General features: G+C 59.8%; 13 protein-coding genes. 4 read left to right on the forward strand and 9 right to left on the reverse strand.

Annotated elements, in window-relative coordinates; genetic code table 11:
• Window positions 1-655: 655 nt before the first annotated feature.
• The 7 genes from AC6I6H_RS20760 to AC6I6H_RS20790 form a co-directional block, all read right to left on the reverse strand.
• On the reverse strand, window positions 656-4,501 hold the full coding sequence (locus AC6I6H_RS20760; protein WP_497956273.1) for a fibronectin type III domain-containing protein: 3,846 nt from the start codon (window positions 4,499-4,501) through the stop codon (window positions 656-658).
• A complete protein-coding gene (locus AC6I6H_RS20765; RefSeq protein WP_497956276.1) occupies window positions 4,498-6,090 on the reverse strand; it encodes a response regulator transcription factor in 1,593 nt (530 codons plus the stop codon). The genes AC6I6H_RS20760 and AC6I6H_RS20765 overlap by 4 nt, the downstream gene beginning before the upstream one ends.
• The gene (locus tag AC6I6H_RS20770) at window positions 6,083-7,891 is read right to left on the reverse strand and encodes a sensor histidine kinase (protein WP_497956278.1); all 1,809 of its coding nucleotides are present in this window, start codon (window positions 7,889-7,891) and stop codon (window positions 6,083-6,085) included. Before AC6I6H_RS20770 ends, AC6I6H_RS20765 begins: the two co-directional genes overlap by 8 nt.
• Before the next feature lie 194 nt (window positions 7,892-8,085).
• On the reverse strand, window positions 8,086-9,648 hold the full coding sequence (locus AC6I6H_RS20775; RefSeq protein WP_497956280.1) for an ABC transporter substrate-binding protein: 1,563 nt from the start codon (window positions 9,646-9,648) through the stop codon (window positions 8,086-8,088).
• 460 nt (window positions 9,649-10,108) lie between these two features.
• The gene (locus AC6I6H_RS20780) at window positions 10,109-10,996 is read right to left on the reverse strand and encodes a carbohydrate ABC transporter permease (RefSeq protein WP_497956282.1); all 888 of its coding nucleotides are present in this window, start codon (window positions 10,994-10,996) and stop codon (window positions 10,109-10,111) included.
• Between the two features lie 12 nt (window positions 10,997-11,008).
• Window positions 11,009-11,926 carry an ABC transporter permease gene (locus AC6I6H_RS20785; RefSeq protein ID WP_497956291.1) on the reverse strand — a complete coding sequence of 306 codons (918 nt, stop codon included), beginning with the start codon at window positions 11,924-11,926 and terminating at the stop codon, window positions 11,009-11,011.
• 1,744 nt (window positions 11,927-13,670) lie between these two features.
• Window positions 13,671-16,715: a glycoside hydrolase family 2 TIM barrel-domain containing protein gene (locus AC6I6H_RS20790; RefSeq protein WP_497956284.1), complete on the reverse strand. Its 3,045-nt coding sequence runs from the start codon at window positions 16,713-16,715 to the stop codon at window positions 13,671-13,673.
• Window positions 16,716-16,840: 125 nt separating this feature from the next.
• On the opposite strand from AC6I6H_RS20790, the gene AC6I6H_RS20795 reads away from it, so the two are divergent.
• Together AC6I6H_RS20795 and AC6I6H_RS20800 are read left to right on the forward strand one after the other, a co-directional pair.
• The gene (locus AC6I6H_RS20795; RefSeq protein ID WP_497956285.1) at window positions 16,841-17,689 is read left to right on the forward strand and encodes a helix-turn-helix domain-containing protein; all 849 of its coding nucleotides are present in this window, start codon (window positions 16,841-16,843) and stop codon (window positions 17,687-17,689) included.
• Between the two features lie 150 nt (window positions 17,690-17,839).
• Window positions 17,840-18,508 (forward strand): GGDEF domain-containing protein, encoded by a 669-nt coding sequence (locus AC6I6H_RS20800; protein ID WP_497956286.1) that lies wholly within the window; start codon window positions 17,840-17,842, stop codon window positions 18,506-18,508.
• Here the strand turns inward: AC6I6H_RS20800 and AC6I6H_RS20805 are convergent.
• Both AC6I6H_RS20805 and AC6I6H_RS20810 read right to left on the reverse strand, forming a co-directional pair.
• Complete coding sequence (locus AC6I6H_RS20805; RefSeq protein WP_497956287.1) at window positions 18,502-19,326, reverse strand: helix-turn-helix transcriptional regulator; 825 nt, start codon at window positions 19,324-19,326, stop codon at window positions 18,502-18,504. The genes AC6I6H_RS20800 and AC6I6H_RS20805 overlap by 7 nt on opposite strands.
• Before the next feature lie 60 nt (window positions 19,327-19,386).
• Complete coding sequence (locus AC6I6H_RS20810) at window positions 19,387-20,556, reverse strand: cysteine desulfurase family protein (RefSeq protein ID WP_497956288.1); 1,170 nt, start codon at window positions 20,554-20,556, stop codon at window positions 19,387-19,389.
• A gap of 412 nt (window positions 20,557-20,968) precedes the next feature.
• Here AC6I6H_RS20810 and AC6I6H_RS20815 point away from each other — a divergent pair, with 412 nt between their 5' ends.
• Together AC6I6H_RS20815 and floT are read left to right on the forward strand one after the other, a co-directional pair.
• Window positions 20,969-21,502: an NfeD family membrane protein gene (locus tag AC6I6H_RS20815; RefSeq protein WP_497956289.1), complete on the forward strand. Its 534-nt coding sequence runs from the start codon at window positions 20,969-20,971 to the stop codon at window positions 21,500-21,502.
• 6 nt (window positions 21,503-21,508) lie between these two features.
• Window positions 21,509-23,101 (forward strand): flotillin lipid rafts scaffold protein FloT, encoded by a 1,593-nt coding sequence (gene floT / locus AC6I6H_RS20820; protein WP_497956290.1) that lies wholly within the window; start codon window positions 21,509-21,511, stop codon window positions 23,099-23,101.
• Window positions 23,102-23,207 lie beyond the last annotated feature (106 nt).

A 23,207-nucleotide genomic window follows, 5' to 3' on the forward strand; every position in this document is an offset into this window, starting at 1 on the left:
TTTTCTGTGGTGCCCGCCAGGGCATGGGTGGCTAACGGTTGCCACGAAGCTTATTTGGCCAAAAAACCCCGGTTTCGATTTCTAACGGTTGTGAGCGAGCTTATTGGCTCCAAAATGACCAAAAAAGCCTCTATCACCGGCAAATAAGCTCTGTGGCAACCGTTAGAATTTCAAAACCTTCGTAATTGGTAAAATAAGCTCTCTGGCATCCGTTAGATACCGGGCTGCCCTCAGGAAACCGTCAAATCTCGGCTAGCCGCGCGGCAAGCGGCTCCGTCCAGTGTTCAGCCCCTAACATGGCGCCCCCTCCAGCAAAGCAAAGCCCCCGATCTCCGCGCCAAGCGGGGATCGGGGGCTTATTGCTTGCTGCCTGTGCGGCGGCGGCTTTGCGCAGCGCTCGGCTCTCGCCTCGCATCAGCGCCGGACGCTGCGCCGCCGCGCCCGTAGCCGCCGGCCGGCAGCTTTGCGCAGCGCGCGGCTCTCGCCTCGCATCAGCGCCGGACGCTGCGCCGCCGCGCCCGTTAGCCGCCGGCCGGCGGCTTTGCGCAGCGCGCGGCTCTCGCCTCGCATCAGCGCCGGACGCTGCGCCGCCGCGCCCGTTAGCCGCCGGCCGGCGGCTTTGCGCAGCGCGCGGCGCCCGCACGCGGCACCGGCTTTACGGCAGCGTCACCGCGGCCGGTGCGCTGGGCGCCGATTCGTTGCCCGCGGCATCCTGGGCGGCGACGGTAAAGACCGCCGCCGCGCCCGGCGCCAGCCCTTCCGCGCGGAAGGAGAGGGACGCGGTCGTGCCGATGGCTTCACCGTTCAGGTAAACAACGTACCGCGTCACGCCAACCGCGTCGGAGGACGCGGTCCACGTCAGCTGAACGGCGTCCGCACCCTCCGGCTGGGCGTTCAGCCCCGTTGGTGCGGCCGGCGGAACGCTGTCCGCCAAGGTCAGCTGCACCTCGTCCAGGTAAGTATCGGCCGTGCCCGTATTCGACATCTTCACGCCCACCCAACTGACCGATGCGGGCGTCGTAAACGTGGCGGATTTGTACTCGTAGGCGGTGCCGCTGAAGGTCAGCGAAGGCGCGTTAATGCCTTGCAGGTACAGCAAAGCGCTGCCGCCCGCGCCCGCCGTCCGCCCCCAGGCGCTCAGCGTGTAGGTCGTGTTCGGCTGCAGGGTGGTAAGCCCCTGTTGACCGACTACCCCCGGTCCAAAGCGGAGGGCGTAACCGCCGGAGTAGACGTTATCCGCCACCGCCTCCGCGCCGGTGCCGAGGCTCCAGCTCGCAAGTCCCGACTCGAAGCCGCCGTTCTTGAGCAGGTTCAGCCCGACGGGAAGCGTCACGGCCTGCAGCGGCTGGCTGGCTTCCGAGAGATTCCAGGACGTGTCCTTTGCTCTCACAGTAAACACATACGGCGTATTCGCAACCAAATCGGCCGCCGCATAGGACGTTCCGCTGGCAGAGCCGATCCGGACGCCGTCGCGGTATATTTCGTAGCCTTCCACGGCTTCGTTATCCGTCGACGCGTCCCACGCCAAACCGACCACGGAGCCGGTTACTTGCGTCGTACGTAGGTTGGCAGGGGCCGTAGGCGCTTCCGTCTCGGTCGCCGACAGCCGAAGCTCAATGTCGTCCACCGAAAATGCGCCCGAGGTACCCGTATGGTTCAGCTTGATCTGCAGCCAGCTCATGTCCGGAGGCGTCAGGAATTTGACCTCCTTGTACTCCCATTCGGTCGAGGTGAACGTGATCGAGCTGTTGACTCCGGAGCCCCAAGCCTGAATGCTCAGCTTTTGTCCGGCTTCCCCCGCCTTGCCCCAGGCTGACAGCGTATAAGCCTTGTCGGCCTGGAAGCCGCTGGCGTTCTGCTGCGCTGTTTTCCCGGCGTTCAGCTGCAGCGCCTTTCCGCCGGTGTGGGCCGGGGTTCCGACCGTCGCCGCCCCGGCGGCAACGCTCCAGTTTGCCAGATCCGACTCAAAGCCCGAATTCTTGATCAGCTGGTTCGGATATTTGCCCGTACGGACCGTGATCCGGTTGCTGCCTGCGGAGAAGTTGCCTTCCGGGTCGCGGGCTTTGACGACAAACGTATACTCCGTGTCCGGCGTGAGGCCCGTAACCTTAAAGGAGGAGGCGGTACCCGGCACCGAACCGGCCAGAAGCGACTGATTCCGGTAAATCTTGTACGATTCTACGCCGGTATTGTCCGACGAAGCGGACCAGCTCAGCTCGATCTCCTTATCGTCCGTATAGGTGACATGGAGGTTGGAGGGAGCGGAAGGAGCCTCGGTATCGGCTCCGGCAAGCGCGCCGGCCGGCTGCCCGTACAAAATGCCCGAGCCGTTCGTGCCGACGTAGACGCGGCCGAACACCTGCCGGTCGCCGCCCATAATGTTCGGGTCGTTGCCCGGCTGGAAATCGGGATCGGTGATGTTGACCCAGGTTTGCCCCATGTCGTCGGAGCGGAAAATGCCGTCCTGTCCGTCCACCGTTCCATAGACGAAAACAGCCGGGTTGGTGCGGCCGGGGGCGTGTTTGCCGAAAGCGAACAGGAACGCGCGGTCCACGTCCGCCAGCTTGGCGAACGTCGAGCCGGAGTCGCTGGAGCGGTACAAGCCCTGCTGGTCCAGGCTTACCCAAACCTCGCCTTCCATGCCCGGCGCGGTGTACAGGTTGGCGAGGTCATTGTTGTTCGGCAGCGCGGAATTCGCCACGGACCAGTTCAGACCGCCGTTGACGCTGCGATACAACTTGCCGCCGGTGTAGAGGTAAAACTTGTTCCCGTTCACACGGTCGGAGGCAAGCGGCTGGTTGTATTTAAAAATGCTCGATCCGCCGCCGATAGCGCCCGCGGGTGCTCCGGCCGAAGCGGTCCAGCTTGCGCCGCGGTTCGTCGAGACGTACGGCGTGGCGTCATAGCCGCGCGGATACCAGACGATCCGCTCGCTGTCGGCGGAAACGGCCACCCGTCCTCCGGTCGCCGTGCTCCACGGCTTCGAGGTGAATTTCGTGTATGTTTTGCCTTGGTCGGCGGAATAGCCCCCGTCGCCGTTGCCCTGCCAGCCGTTCGTGCCGACGCGGACGACGAAGTTCGGGTTGCTTTCCTGAAAATCAACCCCGGTCGTCAGCAGATACTGCAAGCCGCCGCCGGTGTAATACGTTTTTTCGGGCGGAGCAACCAGCGACGTATGGTCGAAGCCGCCCACGTCGGCTACCCCGCTGAACAGCTTCACATTGCCGCTTGGCGGACTGGCCAGGTTGCTTACGGTGACAATCTCCTCATGCCCTTTCGGATAGCTCGTCCATGTCGCCGGGCTCGCGTTGATATCGTCCGTCCGCCAGGCGTTGTACCAATCCGTGTACCAGACGCGGTCGGAGTCGAACGGGTCGATGACAATCGACGAGGTTGCCGAGGACCAGTGCCAGTCGGGGGCCCAGGGAACGGTCTGGTCCTTGTAATAGGCGATTTCCTGCCACGTTGCGCCGCCGTTGGTCGAACGGAAGATCGGGTTGTTGTGGCCGTAGTTGTTTTGGGCCGTCATCACAATCGACGGGTTGGACGAATCGACCACGATAGCCGAATGCCGTTTGCCCGCCGACGGCCCCGGCGTAATGTCGGTCCAGCCGGAAGCGCCCGGGGCCCACTTGGCGACGCCCTGGTTGTGCGTCAGATACAAGCTGCCGTCGCCCGCCACTGCCATGCGGAGCGGGTTCAGCGGACTGTTCGCAGTCAGCGACCAGGTGGCTCCGGCGTCCGTGCTTTTGTAGACCCCGCTTCCCCATGCGCCGACATAAATCGTGGACGAGCCTTCGCCCGGCGTGCCGGACTCGGGATCGAACACGACGAAGAGGAGACCTGTCGGTGCGGTGCCGCTTGTCGGAATCGACGCCACGCGCGACCACGAGCCCGCGGAGGCGCCTGTCGTGCTTTTCCACAGCCCGTCCTGCCGGGAAGCAAAATACACGATGTCGCTGTTGTTGGGATCGACCGCGATCCGCTCGCCGCCGTCCCGCTGGTCGCCGTTGCTGTTCATCTTCACGTCGGCCGTGCCGTTCTTGAGCCCGGTGCGGGCCCAGGTTTCGCCGCGGTCCGTCGATTTCAGAATATCGCTTGGCGTCCAGTAATCATATTTCCCTGCGGCCGCGTACACCACGTCCGGATCGCTCGGATCAATGGCGATGCTGTCGATGCCGTACAGGTTTTTTTCGGCCATGGGAATGTGGTTGACCAGCGGCACCCAAGAGCTGTCCGCCTCGTTCCAGCGGTACATGCCGCCGACATCGGTCCGGATGTAAAAAAGGTCTTTGACCGCGGGATGGGCGATCATGCCCGTCACATACCCGCCGCCGCCCATCGGCACCGTGTTCCACTCATAGGCTGTATCCGCTTCCAAAACCGGCTGGGAAGCGGCTGATTCGCCTGCCGCCGCGTAACCCGGCGCAGCCGGGACAAGACCCCAAATCAGAATAGCCGCCAGAAGGCAAAAGAGCGCGTTGCGGGAGTTCACTTTCATGGATGTGTTTCCTCCTCGTGAAGGCTTAGAATGCGTTCCTTGTATTCGCTGAACGGGATTCCTTCATAACGCTTGAACTGCCGGTAAAAATGCTCGACGCTGCGAAAACCGGCCTGGTGAATCGTCTCCATCCCGGCATAACGGTTCCCGGCCAATTCTTTTTTCACAAAGGAGAGGCGCTGCCGGTTCAGGTAGTCGTTGAAGCTCTGCCCCGTTTTTTGTTTGAAAAGCTGGCCGAGATATGCCGTATTCATATAAAAAAGGCCGGCGATCTGCTTCAGACTGAGTTCCTCCGCATAGTGCTCTCCGATAAAATCGAGAATGGCATGAATCACATGCGGTTCTTTTTTTTGGGCCAATCCGGAAATTTGCCGCGTGATGCGGCGCATAGCGTCCTTCAGCCAATATTCCAGCTCCCGGCTGTCCGCCGGGGGATGCAGCCGGAAGTCCCGCTCCAGCTCAGCGGCCAGTGCGGCGTTTTCATCGCCCTGCTTGCGGAACAAGCGGCCGGCTTTGGCCAGCAAATGAACAACGGTTCCCTGCACCAGGGGAGCAGACTGCCGGCGGTCCTCCGTCTTCCGGACGAAGTCGTCGATCCATCCGTCGCCTTTGTCCAGGTCCCCTTCCTCCACCGCCTGCATCAGTTCGTCCGCATCCCATTCCAGGCCGCCGCACAGATGATCCGACGCGGAAATCCGCCCGAATACCGCAACGGGCCCCGCCCCTTTCGCCCTCTGCTCGATGGCGAACATCGCCTGCCGGCGGCTTTCCTTCGCCTGGCCGGGCCTCACCTCCTCTCCGAGGCCAATGACGGCCTCCTGTCTCAACCAGCGGCGCGCCGCCTCTGCCGCCGCTTCCAGCAGCCTTTCCGCTTCCTCCTCCGTGCAGGCCCTGTCGTGAAGCAGCACGCCGATCATGCCGTCGGCATCCTCGTACACATAGCCGCAGCCCGGCTTCTGCACCGTTTCCTCCAAAATATTGCGCAGCCCGTACCGGTACAGCATGGCGTCGTACAAGTTATCCCGCACCATGCGGGGAAAATGGGTCAGCTCCGCCAGCGCGATGCGCACCCGGTCGCCGTGCAGGGCGATGCCGAACTTGTGCCCGTTTGCCGCAAGCTCCGTTGCGGTCATCGCCCCGGCCGCAAAGTCGGCCAGCAGCTTGTCGCGCGCCAGGTTGAGCGTCTGGCGTTCCTCAAACAACCGCGTGGATTCGGCATCCAGCTCCCGCCGGATTTCGCCGACGCATTCGGTCAGCTCCCCGGGCTCGACAGGCTTCAGGAGATAGTGGGAGACGCCGTGGCGGATCGCGGTTTTGGCGTATTGAAAGTCACCATACCCGCTCAGGATCATGATTTTCGACTGGTCGCCCGCGCTGCGGAGCTCTTCAATGAGCTGAAGCCCGTCCATCTCCGGCATGCGGATGTCCGTGATCAGCAGGTCGAACGCGCCGCTCTTCATTTTTTCCAGCGCGGTTTGACCGTCCCCCGCAGTATCGGCGACGCGGAAGCCGCTTGCCTCCCAATCGATCAGAAGCCGCATGCCCTCGGTAATCAGTTCCTCGTCGTCCACGATCAAAACGTTATACATCCGTTTCGCCTCCCTCGCTGTAAGGAAACCGCAGCGTAACCCGCGTCCCCTCTCCCGCGGCGCTTTCAATAGCCAGACCGTGCGCCGAACCGAACGCGGTCTCGATGCGCCGCTTGACGTTGACCAGGCCGATGCTGCGTCCTTCTTCCCCCACCTCGTCCGCCAGGAGGCGGGCCCGGACGGCCTCCAGCGCCTCCGGCGTTAAACCGGGGCCGTTGTCCGTCACCGTGAGGACCGCTTCTCCGTTCTCAATCCGGCCTTCTATGCGGATATAGCCGGCGCCCTTCATCCGCTCGATGCCGTGCTGGATCGCATTTTCGGCCAGCGGCTGGAGCGCGAACTTCGGCACCGGCACGTTCAGCAGCCGGGCGTCGATGTCCATGCGGTAATCCAGCTTGCGGCGGAACCGGAAAATTTTCAGGTACGATTCCACAAACTCCGCCTCCTGCCGAAGCGGAATCAGATTGTTGGACCAGTCCAGGCTGCGCCGGAACAGCTTCGCGAAATTGCCGATGATGTCCGCCGTTTCGCGGTCTTCCTTTTTGATCAGGTGCATCCGGATCGCGTCCATCGTATTGAACAAAAAATGCGGATTGATTTGGCTCTGCAGGGCGTGAAGCTCGGCGTCCCGCTTTTGCAGGGCGAGGTTCTTCATCCCGATTTCCTTCTCGTATCCTTCCCGGATCAACGTGTCGATGCGGTCGACCATTTTGCGGAAGCTGCGCGACAACTCGCCGATCTCGTCGCCCGACGTATCGTTTACCGTGACCTCCAGCCGGCCGTCCCGGATGCCCGCCATGCTTTTGACCAGCAACTTCAGCCGTCTGGTCAGCGTCTGCGAGAAAAACAGCATCAAAGCAAACGCTGCGGCCAGACTGATCAGGCACACAAGCAGGCTTCGCGCCACGACCCGTCCGATGCCCGCGAGAATGTCCTCGTTGGATACCAGAACGATCAGCCGCCAGCCCTTCAAAAGCCGGTTTTGCTCGAAGTCCGCCGTCAAGGTTTCCCGCTCCTGCCCCGTTGTTTCCGCCAGCCGTTCGCCCAGCCCCGGCACCTCGCCGACGCTCCTGCCGATGTAATCGCGGTTGGCCGAAGCCGAGACGATCCGGTTGCGGGCGTCCAGCAGATACACCTCCTCGTTGCCGTCGTCCTGCCGCATCAGCTCGTAGAGGCTGCTTTCCGGCACGTCGATGCGCAGCACATTGGTGTAACCGCTTCCCGAATCCGACAGCAGCATGCGGCCGAGCGTAAACTCCAGCCGGTTCATGTCCCGGTTAAAGTAGGACAGCCCCAAAACGTTGTAGCCCCGCGCCGCCACGATATCCCGGTACCACTCGGCATCCCGGTCCTCGTCGCGGGTCAGAAAAAACAGCGTGTTGGAAATGGTCGCCCCGTTGTCGGTGTAGATGCGGTAGCGCGCTTCGGGGCTGGAAACGACCAGCTTGGCCGAATACTGGTCCCTGAGCTGCGCCATCTGGAACTGCTGGGAAAGGGAAAGCTGGCCGTTTTCGTAATCCCGGTTCAAAAAGTCGATCAGGCCTTTGTCGAGCAGAATTTCATCGGCAATGAGATCGTACTTGTCGATCACCGCCTCGATGTTGTCTTTCGTCTGCTGCAGGTTGGTGCGGTGAATCTGCATCGTATAGTCGAGCGCAATGTCCGTTACGCTCCGCACCAGGTAGTACCCGATGACCGCCATCGGCAGCATAAAGACGAGCATGTAGGACAGCAGCAGCTTCTGCCGCATTTTGATGGACCCGATCCGTTCGGAAAAGCGGCGGAGCAAGGGCGTTCGCATAAGAGGACTCCTTCGCGTCTTTCTCGCAGGCAGCGGATACTACCATTATTCTCCTTCATTTTAGCGCATCCTGCCAGATCCTGCCGCCTTTTGACGATTTATGACGCCGGCGCCGTAAAACCCCTTTTCCCGCGCCCAAAGGAGGCTTGCATCCTTGCGGATACAAGTCTCCCTTGTTTCTGCGGCCGGTGCGCTTACTTTCCGGCGTTCGCCTTATACTCGTCCCATTGCTTCTGGGCTTCGGCAATGATCTTGTCGTTGCCCGCCGCCTTCAGCTTCTCGCGGAACTCGGCCAGCTTTTCTTTCGGATCGATTTGGCCCCAATAGAAGCCTTCGTAGTTTTTGTAGGTGTTTTTGACCGCGGCGACTTCGCGCTTGACCGGATCGGCGTTGAATTTGAAGCCGAGCGTTTTGTCCGGAATGGCCGTTTCGTTAAATTCGTCGAACAGCTTCCATTTGTCCTTGTTTTCTCCTTTAACCAGATGGTTCAGGTACTGGTTGCCGTATTCCCAGGCCACGTCGGCCTGCGAATAGCCCGAGTTCGGAATCAGCTCGATGAACGTGTCGTCGATTTTCTTGTAGTCGACGTTCTCTTCGCCGAAGACAAACAGGTTGTTCAGGTATTTGTCGGTGTAGAACAGCTCCAGGAACATCAGCACGCGCTCCGGGTCCTCCGAGGTGCTGGAAATGGCGAGTGCGGAGCCCAGCACGTCGTCGTTGCCGACATACGATTTGGTCAGGTAAATCTGGTCGTATTTCGCTTCCGGCGGGACTTGGCCGTTTTGCTGCATGGCCTGGGTCAGTTCATCCGCTTTGCCGGGCTTCAGCTGGAACTCGGTGGAGAACGTGGTGCCCGAGGTGATCTGATCCTCCGAGGAGGTCAGCGCGTCGTTCTTGACGCCGCCCATTTGCTTGATTTCCCACATCATGCTCGTATATTCGTCAAAATACGGCTCGTTGAACAGGGAGACGACCTTGTCGTTGTTCGGGTCCTTGGGCATCGCCAGCAAAATTTCCGAATTCAGCATTTCATACGGTTCCTGGTCGAGGCTGAAGCTGCCTGCGTACATCGGCGGCTGTTTGCCGATCGGGTCGATCAAGCCGGAATCCTGGACCTTTTTCAGAATCGGCAGCATGTCGGACCAGCTTTTGACGGTGCTCATGTCGAGGCCAAGCTTGTCGGCGATGTCTTTCCGGTAAACGACGCCGCGGGCATGGGCGCGGTCTTTGTTGCCCGGAATCGCGAAGATTTTGTCGTCCACTTTGGATGCGTCCCAAAATTCCGGCTTGAACAGCGCTTTCGTTTGCGGCGCGTTTTTGTCAAGCGCTTCATCCGTGATTTCCCAGTACAGGCCTTTGCGGGACTTGCCGGCGTGATCCCACCAGGACGGCGAGAAGATCAGGTCGAATTTTTCCCGCGTGGAAAACATGGCGTTGGTTTTGGCGTCCCAGCTGCCGTAGTCCAGCACCATCAGGTCGATCGTGGCGTTGATTTTGTCCTTCAAGTAATCGTTTGCAAGTTTTTCGATGCGGTCGGTATCGCGCGGCTGACCGGAGCCGACCATGATCCATTTGATTTCATACGGCTTCAGTTGGGACGCGTCGGTCTTGCCCGTATTTGTCGAAGTCGTTCCGGCGGGACTGTTCGCTTCGCCCGCTTTCTGCGTTTCCGAGCCGCCGCCGCAGCCGGCAAGCAGAGTCAGGCTGAGCGCCGTGGCCAGCAGGACGGATGTTTGGTTTGCAAACCGTTTTTTCAATTCGGCTTCCCCCTATGAGTGCAAGATGATGTATGCTAATCCGGCCATAGCCGGTAAAAGCCTGTTAGATGAAATGCGGGTGCCGCCAGGTATGGCCATTGCACGAATTACAAGACGCTCCGTGAACCGAGCCCTCCGGGAGAACGGAACGGTTCTTTCGATCGCTGTTGTTTTCGGGAAGCCCGGGTTGGACAAGGCTGTGGAAGCTTCCCGAAAACAAAGGCGAACGCTGACGCTTCTGCACAACCGTTCCTTCCCCTCCGTGCTCTTTTCACGGAGGGCGGGGCAGCCGGGCTTTCTGCGCCCGACTTCCTGCAAGTTCCGGCGGCCGGCTTGCCGCGGCTGTGCTTCGCTCCGAGCGGCCAACAAACACGCTTGCCCGCGGCTCATCCGTTAGCGCAGCTTACATGCCGCACCGGAGCCGTCCCCCGCTTCTTTTCGCTGTCCGCTCGCGGGCCGCTTACCCTTTTACCGCGCCGATGGTCAGGCCCTGGATGAAGTATTTTTGCAGCCAGGGGTAGACGGCGACGATCGGGCCGATGGTCACGACCGCGAGGGCCATCCGCGCGCTTTCCTTCGGCGCCTGGAAGCTGATCTGCGCCATCGTCAGCTTGTCGGAGTTCTCCGACAGGAACTGGATGTTGTTCATAACGCGGTAGATCAGGTATTGGAGGTTGTACAAATCCGGCTCCGTAATCAGCATAAGCGGCAGGTAATAGTCGTTCCAGTAGGCGACCGAGGAAAAAATCGCGATGGTCGCAAGCCCCGGCAGGGAAAGCGGAAGCACAATGCGGAAAAAGGTTTTCCACTCCCCCGCTCCGTCGATCTTGGCCGATTCCACCAGCTCCGGCGGAATGGTCTGCGCGAAAAAGGTCCGCAGCACGATCACATAAAACCCGTTCATCACATAGGGCAAAATCAGGCCCCAGACGGAGTTGTTCAGATGCAGCAGCTGCGTGCAGATCAGGTACCAGGACACAAGGCCGCCGTTAAAAAGCGTAGTGAAGAACAGGAAAAACATAAATTTGTTGCGGTACTTCAAATCCCGGCGGGACAGCGGGTAAGCGAACAACGCAATGACCAGAAGACTTAACGCCGTCCCGACGACAGTGGTCAGGATGGTGACGCCGTAGGCCTGAAAGATGCCTTCCCCCACCTGAAAAATAAAGTCATAGGACGACAAGCTGAACTCCTTGATCCAGAACTGGTACCCGCCCGCTTTCAGCGCGGCTTCGTCGGTAAAGGAAACCGTGATGATGAGGATGACCGGCAGAATGCAGGCCAGCACCACCAGCAGGAGCAGCGCATGGAGTAAGGCGTTCGACCATTTTGAAATATGCATGCCCATGGCGGGTTCCTCCTAGAAAAGCTTGTAGTCTTCGTCGATTTTCCGGGCGAACAGATTGGCCCCGAGGACGAGAACAAAGCCGACGATGGATTGGTACAGACCGGCCGCGGAGCTGAGCCCGATGTCGCCCGTGCCCATAAGGGAATGGTAGACATAGGTGTCGATGACCTCCGTGGTGGAGCGAAGCACGCCTTGATCCAGCGGAACGTTGAAGAACAAACCGAAGTCCGCGCTGAAAATCCGGCCCACCGCCATGATCGTCAGGATCGAAATCATCGGAGCGAGCAGCGGCAGGGTGATGCTGCGAATCTGCTGCCATTTGCTTGCGCCGTCGATCATCGCCGCCTCGTAATAGGATTGGTCGATGCCCGACAAGGCCGCCAGGTAGATGACGACGGAATAGCCGGTGTGCTTCCAGATGCTCATGAATACCAGGATGAACGGCCAGTACTTCGCTTCCTGGTAAAAAGAAATGGCGTCGTAGCCGAACATCTCAATGATTTTGTTTACGAAGCCGTAGGAAGGATGCAGAAAAGCATATACAATGTACCCCGCCACCACCCACGAGATGAAGTTAGGCAGAAAAATAATGCTCTGGTACACCTTCGCCGTCCGCTTTTGCCGCAGCTCGTACAGCATCAGGGAAATGGAAATCGGAACGATCAGCCCCAGCACAATAAACACGAAGTTGTAGCCGAGCGTATTGCGGGTGATTCTCCACGCGTCGGGCGTGCTGGTAAAGAACTTGAAGTTGTCCAGCCCGATCCAGGGGCTCTCCGCCAAGCTCTGAAAAAAGGTCGGGGCATAGCGGAAATCCTTAAACGCGATGATCACCCCGAACATCGGCAAATAGCTGAACAGCAGCAGCAGCACAATGCCCGGAATCAGCATCGCATACAGCATCCGGTTCTTGGAGAATTCATAGAGCATGCCTCTCCAGACCGATGAACGGCGGTGTTTTCCCGCTGCCGTCCCTTTTGCTTCTCTCTGGTCCAACACCTTGGCCATAATCTCACTCCTCACTCTGTGTCCCCATTATAAAAAGGATCGGAAAACGCGTCGTGGGTGTGATTATAGACGTGCACTGACGAAATTATGGATGCTGACCGGAGCGAAAGGCGGGAGCCCTCAAAAAGGGTGGCAGCGGCACCAGCGCTGAAACGTCCGACTCTTTCTCTCACCTAATGCAGGGCGCGGCCAAAGCCGGTCAAGAGGAATGAAAGCTGCAAATATGCATTATTTCCTTTTCCAAGAGAAGGACGGAACGAGCATTCCTGCGTTTATGCATCAATCGATTCGCCTTATGGCGCCATTCCGGCCGAAACCGCAAAATATCCTGCATAATCGCAGCATTATCGTAAAAAAGGCCATTCGGCTCATGAAAATGCTGCATTTTTGCAGGAATCATGTAAGGCAAGCGAAGGGGCGCTTATCGGCGCCTGCTATTTTTAACACGTTGATGAGTGTGCAGACCCGTCTCGCTCCTCTTTGACCCATTTCAAGAACGACCCACCCCCAATCTGTGGAGCCCTACTGAATGGAGGGCGCTAACGGTTGCCACGGCAGCTATTCACCTCAAAAAGAGGGATGGCGACTTGTAACGGTTGCCACAGCGCTTATTTGCCTCAAAAAGAGGGAGTTTCATTTGTAATGGTTGCCACAGCGCTTATTTTCGTTTTTTTGCTTGTTTCCGCCCGTTTATTCCGAAATAGGCGCTGTGGCAACCGTTAAAGAAAAAACAAGGCCGTTTTGGCGCGAATAAGCCCTGTGGCATCCGTTAGCGAACAAACATGACGCGCTTGGCGGTAAGCTCTGTGGCACCCGTTAGCGAACAAACATGGCGGGCTTAACGGTAAGCTCTGTGGCACCCGTTAGCGAACAAACATGGCGGGCTTAACGGTAAGCTCTGTGGTCCGTTTCGCGAACGAATCATGCGGGCTTGGCGTAAGCTCTGTGGCACCCGTTAGCGAACAAACATGGCGGGCTTAACGGTAAGCTCAATCCGTTAGCGAACGAATATGGCGGGCTTGGCGAGAGTTAGTCCATGCGTCATCATTACGCGGAACTCCACAACCTTGGCGCCCGCAGAATGCCGCGCTTTTAAGAAACATTCGCGATAGAAAGAGCTGGACGCTTATCCGTTCCTTCGATGATCCTCTGCCTCTTCAATTATGATCATCTGTTTCTCCTACAAAGACCGATTCAAGTATCGTTGGCTTCATCCGCCCCCAACCCGGTGCGATTGGAAGCAAAGCCAAACAGCCTCCGCCCCGTGCAATCCGGGACAAAGGCCGTTTGACCGTCTGTTACTTTTGGTACGGTTACTTTTAATTCAGTTTATTTGGTACGGTTCACTCGAACAGATACTGCTCACCTTGAACACATACGGTTCACTCGACAGATACGGTCCACTTGAACAGATACTGCTCACTCGAACAGATACGTCTCCTTTAACACATACGGTTCACTCGACAGATACGGTCCACTTGAACAGAACGGTTCACTTGATTAGTACACTTGGTACGGTTTGCATAAACAGGTTCGGTTCAGATGAACCGGTTCGGTTTACCTGACACATGTCCGGTTTACTTGATTCGGTTCCTTGAACGGGGACGGTTCACCCAGGAAGCCCCATTCCTTTGCCGGGGCGCGCCGGCTCGCCCGCCGCTTCGGCTTACTCGTCTTCCTTGAAGACCGGCCGGATGGCCAGGCGGAAGGCGAACGCTTTTTCCTGGAAGCGATACGGCTCCAGCAGTTGGGGGCCGCAAGAGCCGGACCCGACGCCGCTCATTTTGTAATCCAGGTGCACGATGGTTTCCTTGCGTTTCCGCAATTCATACGTGTGCATGGCGGCTGTCAGATCCTCGGGCGTGAAATGAGAGGCGTTGAACGAAAAATCGCCGTCCGCCGCAAATTTCAGCCCCATGCCCAGCTCGCTCGAAACGACCGCCCAGCGGGTTCCGTACCGCGAGCCGTTTTCCTGCGGCATGATGTAATTTTCGAACATTTCGTCGACCGTCGACAGGTAGCGGCCGAGCCGGACGCTTTGCTTTTTGTCGACGTAGCTTTCATGCGGGCCGTAGCCGTAATACTCCACTTCCTCGTTTCCTTCCGGCATGGCCAGACGCAGGCCGAAGCGCGGCAGGAACGGGGCGGTTTCCCGCACCTTCACCTCCACGGACAGCCCGACCGCTCCCGTCTGGTCCACGGTCCACTCGGCCGTCCCGCCCAGGATCGGCTTTTTGCTGTAGCCGCCGAGCGAAAACTCCGTAACGATCCGCACCGTCCGTCCGTCTTCCGCGGACCAGGCGCACCGGTACACTTTCATCTGGGCGCGCTGGTAGCCTTCGGTTTCCCAGTCCTTGCGCGCGTACATGTCGTTATCGAGCGGCGCACGCCAAATCTGGAACCGCGCCGGCTCCGAAAGAAACGGAACCCCGGAGCGCGACAGCTCCGCAGGCATACCGCGCCGCAGATCGAAGACATGGCGGAAGTCAAAGCCTTCGATGACAAGCTCTCCGCCCTGCTCTTCGGTCGTAAGCGCCGGCAGCGGGCGCAGAACGGCGGCGGGAAGGAGCGAAACAGCCGCCGGTTCGGCCGGGGCGTCCGGAACGATTTGGGCGAACGCCACTTCATGGCCCGCTTCCGCCCAGAGAACCGGACGGTTCAGGCGACACGACAGGCTCAGCACTTCCCCGCCGGGCCAGGAGGCGTCGCGCGGGGGAAGCGGCACGAGCTGGCTGCCGCCGGGTTCGGCCGACAACGCTTCGACACGCCCGGAGGCCAGCAGTTCTCCATCCCGCTCCCATTTCCAGTCGAGGGACAGATGCGACAAATCGGTGAAGTCATACCGGTTGCCGATCCGAAGCGCCGGCTCTCCGCGGTCCTCCGCCTGCTCGATCCAAACGGGCGCGATCACCTGCTTCAGCTCCAGCAGACCCGTGTGCGGCTTGCGGTCGGGAGAAACGAGCCCGTCGATGCAGAAGTTGCCGTCGTTCGGCTTGTCGCCGAAGTCGCCGCCGTACGCGAAATACGGTTCGCCGTTTTCCGCGACGCTGGCAATGCCGTGATCCACCCACTCCCAGACGCAGCCGCCCATCAGCTTCGGATAGCGGTAAATGACATCCCAGTAATCCTTCAGATCGCCCGGCCCGTTGCCCATCGCATGGCTGTATTCGCACAGGAAGAGCGGCTTCGTAAGGGTTTCATCCTTCGCGTAGCTTTCGACGCCGGCAACCGAGTCGTACATCCGGCTCTCCATGTCGAGGCAAGAGGTGTCCGCCGCGGGCTTGTAGCCCATTGCCGCACCTTCGTAGTGAACCGGCCGGGACGGGTCGCGTTCCTTCGTCCACTCGGCCATGGCGATGTGATTCTCTCCGTAACCGGACTCGTTGCCCATCGACCAGATGAGAACCGCCGGCTGGTTTTTGTCCCGTTCGACCATGCGGACCGCCCGGTCCACAAAAGCCTCCCGCCAGGCGGAGTCGATGCTCAGGGTGTTAAAAGCCCCTTCCGTCCAGTTGACGGCGCTTCCGACGCCGTGGCACTCCAGGTCCGCTTCGTCCACTACGTAGAACCCGTATTCGGCGCACAGCGCCAAAAAGCGCGGGTCGTTCGGATAGTGGGACGTGCGGATGGTGTTCACGTTATGCTGCTTCATCAGCTTGAGATCCCGGATCATATGGTTGAGCGGGATCGTCTGTCCGAGCTTCGGATGGGAATCGTGGCGGTTGACGCCCTTCAGCTTCACCGGCCGGCCGTTGATCCGGAACACGCTGTCCCGGATTTCCACCCGGCGGAAGCCCACCGGAAACCGCAGCGTCTCTTCCCCGGCGTTAAGAACCAGCTGGTACAAGTAGGGCGTTTCTGCATTCCACAGCTGAACGCCCGGAACCTCCAGCCGAAGCGTTCCTTTGCCCTCGATTCGCGCAGACGCCCGGGCCGCTTCTCCGCCTTTTGCGTCGAACAGCACGGCGCTTACTTCAAGCGCCCCGGTCGTTTCAATCTCGGGCAGCAGTACCGCCGAGCTCAAATCGTCCGCGAGCTCCTGCCGGTTGAACACATCGCGCACATGCGCCGAATCGCGGGCGAGCAAATACACGTCGCGGTATATGCCCGAATACCGCCAGGCGTCCTGGTCCTCCAAATACGTGCCGTCACACCATTTCAGCACAAGCACGGCCACGGTGTTGCGGCCGGGCCGCAAATAAGGCGTGGCAAGGAACTCGGCCGGCACCCGGCTTCCCTGGCTGTAGCCCGCATAGCGGCCGTTGATCCAGAGATAAAAACAGGCGTTGACGCCTTCAAACACCAGGTATTTGTCCTTTTCCGACCAGTCTTCGGGCAGCATAAAGTCCCGCCGGTACAGACCGGCCGGATTCTCGTCCGGCACATACGGCGGGTCGCACGGAATCGGATAATCCAGATTGGTGTATTGAAGCTGGTCGTAACCGTTTGTCTGCCAGCAGGACGGGACGATCAGGCGGTCCCAGCCGGAAGCGTCATAGCTCTCCTCATAAAAATGCTCCGTCACCCAGTTTACATCCGGCTCGTAACGGAACTGCCAGCCGCCGTTCAGGGTCAGGAAAAACGGCGATTGGCCGCGCTTGCCGCTTGCCGCTGCCGCCGCATCTGCGTAAGGAATGTAATAAGCCCTCGGCGCTTCGCGGTTTTCCTGAAGCTTGGCCGGGTTTTCCCAATATTTCTCGGGCATGATCATCGGGTTGGTTCCTCCTCGGTTGATATGGACTTGACCCCATTATAGCCGGGGGATAAGATCGGAGGATAGGAACCAAAACGGACAATATCCCGCACAAAAAGGACATGTTAAGGAGACACGCTGCAATGAAGCTGCTCGAAATGCGCACCAATCTGGCCGAGCTGCCGGAAGAACACATGCCGTTTTCCGTTTATACCGTAGGCACTGAATGGCAGCAGCCCCTCACCCGTCTGACCGGATTTTCCGCAAATCAGCTTTTCGCCACCTTCTCCGGCGAAGGCCGGTTTCGCCTGCTCGGGCAGGACAAATGGGACATGATCCGCCAGGGAAGCCTGCTGTACATCCCTGCCGGACTGCCGCATGAATACGCCCCGACCGGAGAGGCCCCTTGGCATGTCGGCTACGCTACCTTCGTCGAACGGCCGGCCGGCGCCCTGGCCGCCTGGGGCTTCGGGAAGGAGCCGTTTATCCGGCCTCATCCCGAGCCGGACGTCCTGCACCGTCTGGTGGAGCGGATCTGGACCGAGCTCGCGGAAACGGGCGAGTCCCGGCAGGCGACCGAAGCGCTGTTCTCACTGCTGCTGGAGGTTCTCATGCGGGAGGGGGAATCGGCGGGCGCGCGGGAAACGGCCCTGGGGAAAACACTGTTCGGCAACCCGGTCGTGGACGGCGCGGTCCGCTTTATGCACGACCACCTGGAGCGGCCCATCAGCATCGGCGGGCTCGCCGCCCGCTTCGGCTATTCGCAGAAGCAGCTCACCCGGCTTTTTGCCGGGGCGCTCGGGGTCACGCCGCTGCAATATTTACAACGGATCCGCCTGGAGACCGCCCGCCGGCTGCTGGCGGAAAGACCTGATATGACCATCCGGCAGGCGGCCGCGCATGTCGGCCTGGAGCCGGTCTACTTCACCCGGCTTTACCGGCGAGCATACGGCCGGACGCCCTCCGGCGAAAAAAACCGTTCCCAAAGCTGACCGAAGCGCCGCAAAACGATGCCAAACCATTCCATTTCTGGCCTGAGGTGTATACCAATAAACCGTTTCCATGCTATAATCGGGACAAAGACAGGTATTTGGACCTATAAAGGTGTGATAGACATCGGATACCGCGGCAGAATAATCGCATTGGGAATCGCGTTGTTTTTCTATAGCCTGTCCCTCCTCTACGACATCCTCCGAACCGGGCAGGTCGACCCGTACGCCCTTCTCGGGTACCCTCTTTTTCTAGGGCTTGCCTACTGGGCCGGAAGCAAATATGACAGAACCGCCTTCTATTCGGAAAAGGACCCGCTCACCGACCTCTACAACCGCCGCTACATCGATACCATCTTCCGGAAAATGGCGCTGAACGCCCGCCGCACGGGCGGGAAACTGTTCGTTCTGGTATTCGACTGCGACAACTTCAAAGACATCAACGATGAATACGACCATGAAACCGGGGACGAGGTTCTCAGCCGGATCGGCAAAATCCTTCCGCGCATCACCCGCAAATGCGATGTGGTGGCCCGCTGGGGAGGAGACGAGTTCCTGGTGGTCGGCACGTTTCCCGCCGATTCCTCTCTGGACGATTACCTGGCGCGTTTTCGGGAGGCGTTTACCGAAGCCGTACAGACCGAGACCGGCTTTGCTGTCACCATTTCGGCCGGAACCGCCGTCTATCCCGACGACCACAGCCATCTGCACGGGCTCGTCAAGCTCGCGGATTGCAACATGTACATCGACAAAGTCGCCAAAAAAAAACAGCCTCCCGGGGAGCGCCGGCTGGTGCGGCAGTTCCCGGAAGACAGTCATTGAAGGCCGTGCATCGCCCGAAACTCTTTTGGCGTCAAGCCCACCGTACGTTTGAACAGGGCGCTGAAATAGCTGTGATTTTCGAACCCCACACTCCGGGCTACCTCCTGCAGCTTCAGGCCGCTGTCGCGGAATAATAACTCCTTGCTCCGGTTGATGCGCTCCAGATTGACATATTCCATGGGCCGGAGATGAGTCGTTTTCTTAAAAAGCAGGCAGAGGTACTGCGGGGTTACGCCGATGATCGCCGCCAGCTCGTCCAAGGCAATCGTCCGGCGGTACTCCCGCCCGATAAAATCGATCACGGGCTGGAGCCGCTTTTTTTCCTGCCGAAGGGGCGGCGGCTCGGCCGCATGCTTGTACCGGTCCAGAAGGAATGCGTAAATTTGCTTGGAGCATTCCGCCGCGCTGTCCGGCGTTCCCGCGGCTGCGGTTTCCAGGATACTCCCGATCGCTTCGGCCGCGTCGTCCGCCTCGACGGCGGGAACCCCGTCCGACCGCCGCAGGCCGGCCAGATCGGCCAGCGCTCCGGCCTGCTGGCCGTCAAAGGAAAACCACGCCACCTCCCACGGCGAGACGGCCGCTTCATACGCGTGCGGCACCCCCGGCAGCAAAAACACGCCTTCGCCCGCCTTGACCCGCCGCTTCTCGCGGCCTACCTTCAGTTCTCCTTCCCCGGATAGCGTTTGAAGCCACTGGTAATGCGGGTATCCGCCCGGGCGCTCCACCGCCACCTGGTGATCCCAATGCCCGGCGCTGGTCAAATAGACCGGCAGCCGGGCGTCCGTTTCCGCAAGAGAGGGAAAGAATAGCTGATCCATGTCCTGCATACCCGCTTTCCGTCTGTGATGAGGGGCTGCCCCGTTCCGCCCGGGGAACCGTTAGCCCAAATGCGCAAACAACCGCCCTGAGGCAAGCTGCCGGGTCATGCTCCGGATTGCTTCGGCGAGCGCTTCCGTCTCTTCCGGGCGCACCGATTCGTGCAGGCTGATCCGGACGCTACCGGAAGCCACTGCTTCGTCCTTCGTGATTTCCATCAGCACCCGGCTGGCCGCTCCGCCTTTGGACGAGCAAGCGGACTGGGACGAAGCCGCGATTCCGTACCGGGCCAAAATGCTGAGCAAAAGCGCGGACGTTTTGCCCGGGTACGAAAAATTAAGGATGTGCGGCGCCCCATACGGAGCCTCCGGCGTGTTGAGCACCAGCTCAGGGTGCGACTTCACTTCCCGCAGCAGCAAGTCCTGCATGGCGCGAAGCTGCCCGGACCGGCGCCGGGCTCCTTCGGCCGACTGCCGGACGGCCGCCGCCAGGGCGAGCACGCCGGGCACATTTGTCGTCCCCGGCCGGATGCCGGCCTCCTGGCCGCCGCCGTAAAAAAGCGGCTCCAAGGCAACGCCTTGCTTGACGATCAGCAGGCCCGTCCCCTTCGGCCCTCCGATTTTATGACCGGAGAGCGTGTAAAGGCCGATATTTTCGAGATCAAGCGGCACCTTGCCGAAGCCCTGCACCCCGTCTACATGGAACACCACGTCCTGACGGGACCGCAGCATCCGGCCGATTTCCTCGATGGGCTGCACGGCGCCCGTTTCGTTATTCACGTGCATGATGCTGACCAGGGCCGTGTTTGGGCGAAGCCGCTCCTCGACATCCGCCGGATCTACGACCCCGCGGGCATCCACCGGGACGAAGGAAACCTCCACGTTTTCCCGCTCAAGCTGCCGGCAGACGCTGTAGACGGACGAATGCTCGATTGCGGAGGCAATGACATGCAGCGGCCGGTCATTCTCCCGGCGGAGCGCCTTCACCGCCCCGAATAAGGCCAGGTTGTTGCTCTCCGTGGCGCCCGAGGTGAAGACGACCTCCTCTCCCCTCACCCGGAGCAAAGCGGCCACATCCGCGCGGGCCTCCTCCACCGCCAGGGAAGCGCGGTCTCCCGGCTCATGGGGAGAGGAAGGGTTGGCATAGAGGGAAACCGTGGCTTCCGCCAACATTTGAGCGGCTTCGGGACAAAGCGGAGCGGAAGCGCAATAATCAAAATACAACCTTTTCATAGGCCATCCTCCAAAGAAAACGTTTTCTTTTATGGTCGGACCAAAAGCTGCTGCGTAAAACGACAGGGTTATATTTGAAATCGAGGAGCAATGCCATAATTATGTAAAATAACGTTAATTGAAATTATAAACTTCCTTTCCCGCCGCGTAAATAGTCCGCCCCTCCTGTCGAAAACGGCCGTCGGCCCCGCCTCCCGCCGACAAAATTCGCATGCCGGCTGCTCCCGTTTTTCGAACTCTCCGTTGTCTTTCCGGTTTGCGTTCTTTATCATGGAAAATGGAGGGGCTTCCTTCCCGGCCGGACGGCCGTTTCCGATAAGTTGAAACATTCGGACGATTGTTCCGTATGAAAGGAAAGAGAAACGCTTCACAAAGAACGAAAAAATCCGCGCTACAGGGAGGTACACTGAGCATGCTTCATTTTTATATCGGATGTTTGGTCTTTGGCGCCCTATTTGCGGTTATTTCGGTTCTTTTGGGCGATATTCTCAGCACTGCGCTGGACGGAGCGCTTGACTTTCTTTCGGCGGATTACCTGAACCCCACGGTCGTGGCATCGGTCGTCACGATTCTGGGCGGCACCGGAATCATGCTGGAGGTTTACACGGAGCTGGGCTGGATCGCGGTATTGGCGATTGCCGCTCTGGCCGGTTTGGCGGGCGGCATGATGGTGCATCTGTTTTATGTCAAGCCGATGCAAAACAGCGAGAACTCCACCGGATACTCGATGAGCGGGCTGACAGGCAAAGTGGCCGAGGTGATTGTGCCGATTCCGGCAAACGGCTACGGAGAGGTGCTGGTCCGCACGGGCGCGGCCAACACCAACCAGATCGCAGGCAGCTTCGAAAGGCTCGACATTCAAGCGGGCGACCGCGTCGTCATCGTGGAAGTGAAGGATGGCGCCGTTTACGTGGCCCGGTTTGAAAATACAAGCAAAGGGGACTAAAGATCGATGAATGACTTTTTGAATGGGGAATACGGGTTTCTCGTGATTCCGATCATTGTCGTCGCCGTCATCGTCCTGCTGGGCCTGGCCTTCATGGCCCGGTACAAAACGGTCGGTCCGGATGAAGCGATGATCGTCACGGGCTCCTTCCTCGGCAGCAAGAACGTTACCACCGACGCGGCGGAAGGCACCAATACCGGACGCAAAATCAAGATTGTCCGAGGCGGAGGCGCTTTTATCTGGCCGATTTTTCAGCAGGCCGAATACTTATCCTTGCTCTCCCACAAGCTGGATGTTTCCACACCGGAGGTCTACACCGAGCAAGGCGTTCCCGTCATCGCCGACGGGGTTGCCATCATAAAGATCGGCGGGTCCGTCGAAGACGTGGCCACCGCCGCCGAGCAGTTCATGGGCAAGCCGATCGAGGCGCTGAAGGGCGAAGCGCAGGAAGTGCTGGAAGGCCATCTGCGGGCGATTCTCGGCTCGATGACCGTCGAAGAGGTTTACCGCAACCGCGACCGTTTCGCGCAGGAGGTTCAGGGCGTTGCCGCCAAGGACCTGAAGAAGATGGGGCTGCAAATCGTCTCCTTCACCATCAAGGACGTCCGCGACAAGCAGGGCTACCTGGACGCGCTCGGGAAACCCCGGATCGCCGCCGTCAAGCGGGACGCGGAAATCGCCGAGGCGGAAGCCGTGCGGGACTCCCGGATTCAGAAGGCAAAGGCGACCGAGGAAGGCCAAAAGGCCGAGCTGCTGCGCGACACTAACATCGCCGAAGCCGAGAAGGAGCGGGAGCTGAAGGTCGCGGCCTTTAAGAAGGAGCAGGATACCGCGAAGGCGGAGGCCGACCAGGCGTACTTCATTCAGGAAGCGAAAGCCAAGCAGATCGCCGTCGAGGAACAAATGAAGGTCGAGCTCGTCCGCAAGGAGCGGGAAATCGACCTGCAGCAAAAGGAAATTCAGGTCCGCGAAAAGCAATACGACGCGGAGGTCAAGAAGAAAGCCGACGCCGACCGCTACTCGGTCGAACAGGCGGCGGAAGCCGATAAGGCCCGCAAAATGCGCGAAGCGGACGCCCTTTCCTACAGCATCGAGCGGCAGGCCAAAGCGAACGCGGAGCAGAAGCGCCTGGAAGGCCAGGCGATCGCCGACGCCGAGCGGGCTAAAGGTACGGCCGAGGCGGAGGTCATCCGCCTGCGCGGCCTCGCCGAGGCGGAAGCCAAGGAGAAGCTGGCCGAAGCGTTCCAGAAGTTCGGCGAAGCGGCCGTGCTGGACATCATTGTGAAGATGCTGCCGGAACTGGCGGGCAAGATCGCCCAGCCGATCTCTTCGATCGACAAGCTGACGGTCGTCGACACCGGCAAGGGCGAAGGCGCGGCGCGCGTCAGCAATTACGTGACCGAGCTGATGGCGACCGCCCCCGAGATGCTGAAGGACGTATCCGGGATCGACCTGAACGGCCTGATCCGCGGCCTGACGGGCCGGAAAGCCGGTTCGGCGGCGATTCCGCCGGCACCCGGCTCCGCTTTGACCGGGTCCCCGGCAGCGCCGAGTGCGGCCGCTCCGACGGCGAAGCCCCAAACGCCGGAGATCGAGTAATATCGGTTTACAAGATGAAGCAGATGCCTATGCATTTCGCTTCATCTTTTTTCTACCCTGTAAATAACGCAACTTCATAGTCTGTGGTGCCCGCCAGGGCATGGGT

It is taken from the genome of Gorillibacterium sp. sgz306347, assembly GCF_059735245.1.